Source organism: Staphylococcus sp. HMSC14D10, from assembly GCF_001808125.1.
Classification (GTDB): domain Bacteria; phylum Bacillota; class Bacilli; order Staphylococcales; family Staphylococcaceae; genus Staphylococcus; species Staphylococcus haemolyticus.
Genome location: NZ_KV792251.1, coordinates 1 through 9,703, shown reverse-complemented (window position 1 = coordinate 9,703; position 9,703 = coordinate 1). Strand labels below are relative to the sequence as shown.

The following is a 9,703-nucleotide window of genomic DNA, read 5'->3' as shown; positions in this document are numbered from 1 at the left end:
CAACAAGTTCATGAACTTGTTGTGCCTTTTTAATGTGAATCAAACTTCTGATAATCATCAGTTATGTTAAACTCTAACAAAAACTAAATTATCAGAAGAATTATCTAGGGTATTAAACATAGGTAAATCAATTTTCTATCGCCAATAGTATAAACATCATCCATATTAATCTGAAGATAGCTACATAATTCTTTAACAGCATAGCCTTTATTTGTATAAGGCGCCATAAACTCTATTAAATATGGTTTGTTTTGAGGTTTCTATGTTTAATCATTTAATTTTTCATTATATAAATCGAATAATTATAAAAAGTCATCATACTTTTTATTTTTTAAAAATATTTGAAAATTTAATAGTAATCCAATTATAAGATCAAATATCATTATCATTATAATCAAGGCAACTATAATCACTGTGACACTCGTTACATAACAAGCTAGTAATCTCCAGATAAAATTGACATTTTCACCAATTCCATAACTTAACATATTACAAAGTAGTAAAAGAATAATAATACCTATACTGTAAATTAAAATTGTCAGTGTATATTTTTTAATAACTCTATTAGGAAACAATAGTTCATCTATTAGGTTCTTTTTCACCAGTATCTCTCGTTCAATTCTATCTTTGTCACAGATTTTGATTTTACTATTTTTTATTTTTTCCTCTAATAAAATAACCTCGAACGATCTGCTAATTTTTAATAAATATGCAGGAAAAGCTAATGTTAAGCATAATGTAATTAATTCATTTACATTGTTCATGTAACTTATAAAATAGATGAAAGTTGCTACTAGTGCTCCTAAAAATATAGTTATATTAAGTTCTACATCAAATATTTTAAAAATATCTGCTCTATTCATCAGTTAATCATCCTTTCAAGGTTTATTAATACTAATAAATTATTAGATATAGGTATATCATATTATTAATTTAAGAAATTGTCTTTTATAATTTTACTTAATAATAAAAAAGTAGAACCATTTAAAATTAATGGTTCTACTTTTTAACTATTACTAATTTTAAAAATAAACTAATCTACAATATCTAAAAATATATGTTTAGTACTATTTTTGTTTAGTTATATCAAGTGATTTGGGAATTAACAAATAGACAACTATTGAAATGATAATCATGATAATCCCACCTACTAAAGCAGTTGCTACAAAAGCATCATTAAATGATGTTACAGCCTCGTTTGCAAGCTGTTTTATCCCCGTAGCTTTAGCTACTTCGACAGCGCCCACTACAGATTCTTCAGCTACATGAGCTAAATCTCCAACTATACCTTTTGATGAAAAAGATGAAATATCTAAAAATACACGATAAAGCATAGAAGATAGGCTACCAAGTACTGCTACACCAAAAACATTTCCAAGGTCATACATAGACTCTTCAACAGCAGCTGCATTACCTGCTTTTGATGTAGGTGTTTCTAACATTATTAGAGCAGATGCAACTGCTAGTGAAGCCATACCAGCTCCAACTAAAATTAATGCTAAAGCCATTGTAGAATATGATAATGGATGACCAAAGAAATACATAATAAACATGCCAATGGCTGCAATTCCAATTCCGGAAGGTAACACTATTTTCGGTCCAAATCGCGCCGCTAATCCGGGTGCAATTGGTGCAAACACCATATCTCCTATTGCCATAGGTAATAGGTATAAGCCAGCTTTAAAAGGAGAAAGTTCTTCCACAACCTGTAACCATTGTGAAGCTAATAACAAAACAGATGCCATTGCAAACATTGTCATAAATGCAGCAATTGTACCAGCTGAAAATGATCTCTTTTTAAAAAGTCTTACGTCTAACATTGGATCAGAACTTGATAAATTACGTTTAACAAATATCACTATCATGGTAATTGCTAATACTATTACAACCCATGGAATAATATCTGCTAGTCCTTCTTTTGAAAATTCTTTGATACTCCATACCAGTCCAATCATGCCTGCAATTGATAAAATTGTAGAAGGAATATCCCACGAGTGAGACTTTTCTTTTGATAACTTAGACTCTGGTAATAAAAATAAACCTGCTACAACTGCTATTATCGCAAACGGTACATTAATTAAAAATGCCGAGTGCCATGAAAATTGCTCAAGTAAAGCTCCTCCGATAATTGGTCCAAAAACAGCACCTATCGATGAAGCGATTGACCATACAGCTAATGCAGTGGCCCTTTCTTTAGGGTTTTCAAAAATTACTCTTATCATTGAAAGAGTAGTTGGCATTATTAAAGCACCTGCAATACCAAGTAAAAATCGAATAGCTATTACGAACTCTGCACTTTCTGCGAAAAATATAGCTAATGAAACGAGGCCAAATAAAGCAAATCCAGTTAATAATGCTTTTTTTCTTCCCCATTTATCAGCAAAGGCACTCAATGGAATTATAAAGCCAGCTAAAACAAGAGAGTATATATCAACTATCCATAACTGTTGGGTACCAGAAGGCTCTAACTCTCTTACTAATTCCGGTAAAGCCATAATTAATATTGTCATATCCATTGTAACAACAAACAAACTAACAGCTAATACTACTAGTGCAGTCCATCTTTTTTTTGATGTCATCATATCAGTAGTTTTTGTAAAAAATGAAATCATTTAAGTTCCCTCCAATCCTTATAGACCGTGCGATCGGTCTATAAGGATTGTAATCTATTTTTTTACATATTACAACAAAAAATCTTGCGAAATTTAAATGGCTGTATTGTGTTATACAATTATTCTTTGAATTTTTTGTGCTATCATTGATAGTACTTAATACTCATTAAAGGCGTGATGAACTTGAAAGATAAAATACTAGGTGTCGCAAAGGAATTATTTATAAAAAATGGATATAATGCCACTACTACTGGAGAAATTGTTAAATTATCAGAAAGTAGTAAAGGGAATCTTTATTATCACTTTAAAACAAAAGAAAATCTATTTTTAGAAATTTTAAATATAGAAGAATCTAAATGGCAAGAACAGTGGAAAAAGGAACAAATCAAATGTAAAACTAATAGAGAAAAATTTTATTTATATAATGAACTATCTTTAACAACCGAATACTATTATCCACTTCAAAACGCAATAATTGAATTTTGCACTGAATATTATAAAACTAATAGCATTAATGAAAAAATGAATAAATTAGAAAACAAATATATAGATGCTTATCATGTAATTTTTAAGGAGGGTAATTTAAATGGCGAATGGTGTATTAATGATGTTAATGCTGTTAGTAAAATAGCAGCAAACGCTGTTAATGGAATTGTTACCTTTACACATGAACAAAATATTAATGAAAGAATTAAACTTATGAACAAGTTCTCTCAAATTTTTTTAAATGGACTTAGTAAATAATTATATATATATTCTTGAAATACCAATAAATATTATTTCTAAATTACGTTCGTTTTTAAGACAAAATTTCAATAGTACTACACAAAAGGAGAGTGCGAATTCGCACTCTCTTTTCTTGTCTTATTATTAGAATCTCATAATAGATGAATAACATATAATTTAGGACGCTGTGAGAAGATCTCATTTGCATTAACAATCCATTTATCAAGATAATCCCTTACCATTTTTAATTCTATAAACTGTCTGTCTTGTGATATTAACCTCTTTCGCAATCTTACTAATTGCTTTGCCTTCTTCTAACATTTCAACAACACGATGGTAGATAATACGTTTTTGAGGATCTTTAGCATTAGGTGAATATAGTAAAGGGCGTCCTTTATACACACCTTTTTCTTTCGCAACTTGAATACCTTGTGCTTGTCTACGTTTACTTTCATTTCGTTCTTGTTCTGAAACCATTGCTAAGATTTGAACGATTAAATCTTTCATAAATTTATCTAATAGTGGATTACCAATCACTTCATTCATCATAGGTAAACTAGTAATCATCAATTGAACTTCTTTATCCTTTAAATAATTAACTGTGTTAATCACTTCATCATAATTACGACCTAAGCGATCAATCGATTCTACTACAAATCTATCGCCCATTCTCACAAAGTTAAGTGCTTCTTGAAATACGGGTCTATTTTCTACTGACTTTCCCGATTGTTTCTCTGTAAATATTTTCTCTACGCCAAATGTTTTCAAATTATCTAGCTGTCTCTCTAAATTCTGATCTACCGAAGATACTCTTGCATAACCTATAATCATTCATTTTCACTCCACAATTAATATACACCCTAATCATACGTTTAAGTTATTATAAATTCAATAACTCTCTTTGTATGATTAGGGTGTACTCAAAGTATACATATCTATAATTAAAACTTACTAAAAATAAATATAGATTTTTTCTTTTATATTTATTAGAGGTGAATCTTTCATTAAGAATGGTTAAAGTAAATCATTAACCTTATTGATTTTTCCATAGATTATAGTATTCACCTTTTTTATTGATTAATGATTTATGAGTTCCCTCTTCAATTATTTGACCATACTTTAATAAATAAATGTTGTCAGCATTTTTAACATTAGTCAATTTATGTGTGATTAAAATGATTGTTTTGCTTGATAAATGAAGATCTATATTCTCTAATATATTTTTTTCAGTAGATGCATCTAGAGAACTGGTAGCTTCATCTAATAATAATATATCGGAATCTTTTAATATTGCTCTAGCTAGTGCTATTCTTTGTAATTGTCCACCAGATAAATTAGAACCTCCATTATGTAATTGAGTATCTAATTTTTGTGGAAGGTTAATTATAAAATCATATGCACAAACTATTTTACAAGCTTTATATATATCAGAATCAGAGACTTTTCTATTTAATCCAATAGTCAAATTTTCTCTAATTGTAGCTCCAAAAATAAAATTCTGTTGTGTAACAAAACTAATCAAATTTCTCAGTTTATTTTTGGGAATTTCTTTTATTGAAGTATTATCAAGCGTTATACTACCTTCATAATTTATATGAAAATTATCAATTAATTTTGCTATAGTAGACTTTCCTGAACCACTTTCACCTATAATAGCAACTTTTTGATTTTTGAGTATTGATATATTAATGTTTTTCAAAGCTTCTTCTTTAAAATTATATTGAAAGTTAAGATTCCTAATTTCCAGTTTATTTGTAAAAGTGAAAGTAGAATCTATTAATGTATTATTATTATTTCTTTCTTCATTTTCAGTTTTAATATCTGTTATATCTAAATATCTTTGCGTAGCGACAATTGCTGATTGTATTTGTGGCTGTAGGTTTATTAATCTCTCAATTGGATCTATATAATATATTACTAAAGCATTGAACGTTAAAAGTTCTCCTAAAGTCAACTGATTTTTTATTATAAGAAATGATCCAATCCAAAGGATAATTAAAGTCGTTGTCATTTTCATAAAAGTGTTAATAGTTAGTTGCATATTAGTAAAAAAACTAAGTTTATACAATCTTCTGATTAATTTTTTAAAGTGATTAACTCCTTTATTAAATATTTCATTTTCTGCTCCGAAACTTTTTATTACTGAATAACCTGAAAAACTTTCAACAAGATATGAACTTAAAGTAGCGTCTTGTTCCATCACTAGTCTATTATATTTGCTTAATATTTTTCTGAATGATAATCCTATAATTAAATATATTGGAATCAGAATTAATGTTATATAAAATAACAGCGCACTTTGAAAGAATAAAGCAGTTCCACCAACTAAAACCATTAATGTGTCTACTAATAATGTTATAGTAACTGAAGAAAGTGCTTCTCTTATATGAGATAAATCAGAAAACCTTGATAAAATTTCTCCACTTTTCCTTGTTTCGTAAAATTTTATTGGTAAATTTAAAACGTGATAATAATAATCTTTCATAAAATTCATATCAATTTTTAGACTTAAGTTTAAAGAAGCTTGATATCTGATTAAAGAAACCAATGCATTAATTAAGTATATAAATAGTACAGCTATAGATAATATATGTAAATTTTGTATAATTTGAGAAGGTATTATAGTATCCACAAGATATTTAAAGTAAAATGCACCTATAATACCCAATATATTTATGAACAGTGATAACATAAAAATATTAAAAATAGGAATTTTGTTACTTTTTAATATTTTTGTGAGCAACTTATATTTGCTAGGGAGGTTATTATCATAGCCATATGAAACATCATTCTGAACAAGCAACAGTATACCAGTCCATTTTTTTTCAAATTCCGTAAAACTAATTTTTTCTTTTCCTTTTGCAGGATCAATAATATAAATTTTGTTTTCAGTTTTTCTTTCTATGATAATAAAATGCATATATCCTTGCTCATTTGTAATATGTGCAATCAGAGGTAAATCAGTATTAGAAATATCATTAACTTTTTTAGCTTTAACCCCAGTTAATTCAATGCCTAATTGTTTCCCACCTTCAATCATACCATATAAAGATGTACCGTTTTTATCAGTTTTTGTCCATTCTCTAATTCTAGATATTAATGTTTTTTTTCCAAAGTGATGACTTAACATTGCTAAACATGCTGGTCCACAGTCGCTCTCATCGTATTGTTTAATAAACTTCATATATAAGCCCCAATCTTATTTTATAATGATATCTTCACAAGCAAAACATTATAATCAATATTACATTTCAAAAACAATATAGCACAAACTCATTTTTAAATGTAAATATTGTCAAAACTCAAATTAGTTATATTAGCGCTATCATACAAGAAGAAGTAATAACACAAATTATAGGAAGACTTTGATAGAGTATTAGGAGGATTCTCAAACGAGCATGATGAACATTTTTATTGTGAGATTTTTTATTTAACTTCGTATTATGATTTTTAAAATCAATAACATGTTATATGTAGAATTAAATAATATAGAATTCTAAAACTTAAAGAATAAATTTCCTTTTATAAACCTAAAAATAATCTTATTCTTAGATTTACTTTTTTTTAATAATTTTTTGCTACTATTAATTTAAATCAAAAAAAGGGGTGAATATTTTGAAAAGTCTATTTAAAAAATTACCTGTTGTAGGTCCTACTATTTTATTTGTAGATCAGTATGGTAAAGATTTTTCAGATGGCTACGATAGTATTAAATAATTATAAGGGAGTTATTGAAGATGCAAAAATTAACTGTAGAAGAAACTAGAAAAATTGAAGGTGGAATTAACTGGCCTGAACGAGGTATTTTTGGGGATTCCGTTTATAATACTGGGAAACACGTTGGGGCAGCTAACAAATGTTGGAATGATGGTAAAAGAGGCTTGGATTTTGTGAGATGCCAACAAGCTACTTTCAATGGTAAATAAGAAAAGTGGTATTCTCAGTCCAAACGTCCCCTGCCTAGGCATGAGACGTTTGGACTGTTTTTTATTAAAAAATAGGGTTCTGTTGCAAAGTTAAAATTATATGCACATCTATACAAAACTATAAAAGCAAATATTGTTTTAACAGTAAAGAGTTTTGTTAGTATTAATTATTTTTCGTTTTTCAGTATAAATATTACATGATTTTTAACTTTGCATCAGAACCATTATTTTTCTATAGATATGTTGACCACCTATTTAGTATTAAGAAAAGGGATATTACCTCTAACAATAGGTAATAAAGATATTAGAGCAATAATAGATAAAATTAAACCGACCCATAATGGAGAAGCTAATCCAAATCCAGCCTCAATAGCGAACCCACCAATCGCAGGACCAAATGTATTCCCTAAATTAATCATCGAATTATGGACACTGGCAACTAATGTACCTGTACCACCAACTCTAGTTACACGAATGGCTAAAGCAGGATTCATTGATAATCCTACAAAACCAACAGTGATTATTGAAATTACAGCAATCATAGGAAGTTCTGTAAAAAGTCCAAATACCACAAAGGTAACTGTCAAGACGCTAAGTCCTACAACTAAAACTGAAATCATATAAGTATCAGCCAATCGACCCACAATAACATTCCCTATTACCATTGCTATACCATAACCAGCAAGAATATAAGGAACAGTTGTCGATTTAACTCCCGAAATACTAGTTAAAATTGGTGTAAAGTAACTAAATCCTGTAATAATTGCACCTATAACTACCATACTTGTTACATAAGCCGCCCATAAAGAATAATTTTTAAATAAACCAAGTTCTTTTCGAACACTGGTCTGTTCTTGTTGAGCAACAGATGGAATAAAGATATATGCTAATATGCCTGCTAATAAAACTAATAAGGCAATAGTCCAAAAGCTAGCGCGCCATCCAAAATATTGTTCTACCATAATAGTAATTGGAAGACCAGCTGCGGTTGCCAGCATTAAACCACCCAAAACAATGGAAGCAGCACGTCCGCGAGTATGCGCACTCACTAATTGAAAAGCAATCGCCATACATAGACCAAAACAAGCAGCAGAACTAATTCCCGTAATTAAACGTGCTACGAACATTATCTCATAATTGGGTGCCATCGCCCCAAGTATCTGACCTATTAAATACACAAAAGTAAGAGTCAACAGGGCTTTTTTTCGAGCCACTTTAAGTAAAGCTAAGGTAAGTATGGGGCCTCCGATGACCATACCTGCCGAATAAGCTGAAATAAGGTAACCAATAGAAGAGATAGATACGCCAAACTCTTCCGAAAGAACTGGCATTATACCAGCGACCATAAATTCTGATGTTGTTTGTGCAAAAATAAGTAATCCTAATACATAAATTACAAAGGGCATTTAATCAACTCCAATTTCAAATATTTACCTAAAAGTACGAAAAATGATAGAACACTGTTCATTACAAGATGAAATAAATGGAAGGTATATTGTTTCTTTATATGTACAAAGTATTTTGTACTTTATAATAATTATGCCGATCTAAATTCAGATTGAAAAGTAGACATATCTTTCATACTTAGTATGTTAAAAGGTACTAATTCAATCACGTACGATATAATAACTCCTATTTTTTGTTAAATTATCCATATATACAAAACAAGAAATCTATCAGGCTAATTTATTATTTTTGTTCTTTTCATTTGATATGATTAATATACTTAGTACGAATTTATGATTATACATTGTTATTTTAAAGGGGAGATACTCTGTTGGATGAACAATCAAAATATAGAATTGTTACCACGCTTCAAGCAATTGGTAGTAAGTGGAAGCCTTATATATTATTTATTCTTTTAGTAAAAGGCACAAAACGTTTCGGGGAATTGAGACATTTAATTCCTGAAATAACACAGGGTGTACTAACGCAACAACTTAGAGACTTAGAAAGGGATGGCCTAATCACTCGTGTTGTTTATCACGAAATCCCTCCAAAAGTAGAATATTCTTTATCTAAACATGGAAAATCATTGGAACCCGTATTAAGTGCTATGTGTGATTGGGGATTTATCCATGAGGAATTCATAAAGGGAATACGAAAGGAACGGAAATAAAAGTTATACATAGATATATTTGAACTACTCCCCCATTGATGAGAATATAATCAAAATACTTTTTTTAATTACAGAATTAATCAGGTTTTAAGTCTTTCTTTTTTGTTTTTGATCTTTTGCATTCCTATCCACTATGGTGTTATAATATATTTAACAAGAGCTTCGTGTATTATATGCACCAATCCCCTCACTACTCGCAATAGTGAGGGGATTTTTAGGTGTTGGCTAATATCGCCTATTTTTTCTTATTGTTACGTGTACGTAGCCAATGCGTAAATAACGCAACAATACAACCACTGATGACTGCGGTCGTGATGTGA

General features: G+C 29.3%; 9 protein-coding genes and 1 pseudogene. 3 read left to right on the top strand and 7 right to left on the bottom strand.

The window, feature by feature from the left end; all coding sequences use genetic code 11:
- Nucleotides 1-104 precede the first annotated feature (104 nt).
- From HMPREF3134_RS12655 to HMPREF3134_RS05940, 3 genes and pseudogenes are all read right to left on the bottom strand, one after another.
- Nucleotides 105-239: pseudogene (locus HMPREF3134_RS12655) on the bottom strand (HAD hydrolase family protein); the annotation flags it as partial.
- 63 nt (nt 240-302) lie between these two features.
- Entirely contained in the window at nt 303-863 is a 561-nt protein-coding gene (locus HMPREF3134_RS05945; protein ID WP_001077893.1) for a hypothetical protein, read from the bottom strand.
- Between the two features lie 204 nt (nt 864-1,067).
- Nucleotides 1,068-2,612, bottom strand: a complete 1,545-nt coding sequence (locus HMPREF3134_RS05940; RefSeq protein WP_000622776.1) for a quaternary ammonium compound efflux MFS transporter QacA — start codon at nt 2,610-2,612, stop codon at nt 1,068-1,070.
- Between the two features lie 177 nt (nt 2,613-2,789).
- On the opposite strand from HMPREF3134_RS05940, the gene qacR reads away from it, so the two are divergent.
- Complete coding sequence (gene qacR / locus HMPREF3134_RS05935; RefSeq protein WP_001832666.1) at nt 2,790-3,356, top strand: multidrug-binding transcriptional regulator QacR; 567 nt, start codon at nt 2,790-2,792, stop codon at nt 3,354-3,356.
- A 204-nt stretch (nt 3,357-3,560) separates the two neighbouring features.
- Here the strand turns inward: qacR and HMPREF3134_RS05930 are convergent, their stop codons facing one another.
- The gene (locus HMPREF3134_RS05930) at nt 3,561-4,169 is read right to left on the bottom strand and encodes a recombinase family protein (protein WP_000583537.1); all 609 of its coding nucleotides are present in this window, start codon (nt 4,167-4,169) and stop codon (nt 3,561-3,563) included.
- A 202-nt stretch (nt 4,170-4,371) separates the two neighbouring features.
- Nucleotides 4,372-6,522, bottom strand: coding sequence for a peptidase domain-containing ABC transporter (locus HMPREF3134_RS05925; RefSeq protein WP_053031498.1), 2,151 nt, complete (start codon nt 6,520-6,522; stop codon nt 4,372-4,374).
- A gap of 547 nt (nt 6,523-7,069) precedes the next feature.
- Between HMPREF3134_RS05925 and HMPREF3134_RS05920 the strand changes: the two genes are divergently transcribed.
- Nucleotides 7,070-7,264: a hypothetical protein gene (locus tag HMPREF3134_RS05920; RefSeq protein WP_141738628.1), complete on the top strand. Its 195-nt coding sequence runs from the start codon at nt 7,070-7,072 to the stop codon at nt 7,262-7,264.
- 251 nt (nt 7,265-7,515) lie between these two features.
- On the opposite strand, the gene HMPREF3134_RS05915 is transcribed toward HMPREF3134_RS05920, so the two are convergent.
- Complete coding sequence (locus HMPREF3134_RS05915; protein WP_009385210.1) at nt 7,516-8,670, bottom strand: MFS transporter; 1,155 nt, start codon at nt 8,668-8,670, stop codon at nt 7,516-7,518.
- A gap of 371 nt (nt 8,671-9,041) precedes the next feature.
- Between HMPREF3134_RS05915 and HMPREF3134_RS05910 the strand changes: the two genes are divergently transcribed.
- Nucleotides 9,042-9,383 carry a winged helix-turn-helix transcriptional regulator gene (locus tag HMPREF3134_RS05910; protein ID WP_017176821.1) on the top strand — a complete coding sequence of 114 codons (342 nt, stop codon included), beginning with the start codon at nt 9,042-9,044 and terminating at the stop codon, nt 9,381-9,383.
- A gap of 235 nt (nt 9,384-9,618) precedes the next feature.
- On the opposite strand, the gene HMPREF3134_RS11980 is transcribed toward HMPREF3134_RS05910, so the two are convergent.
- Nucleotides 9,619-9,703: type I toxin-antitoxin system Fst family toxin (locus tag HMPREF3134_RS11980; RefSeq protein WP_256262271.1), on the bottom strand; the 85-nt coding region annotated here is incomplete at its 5' end.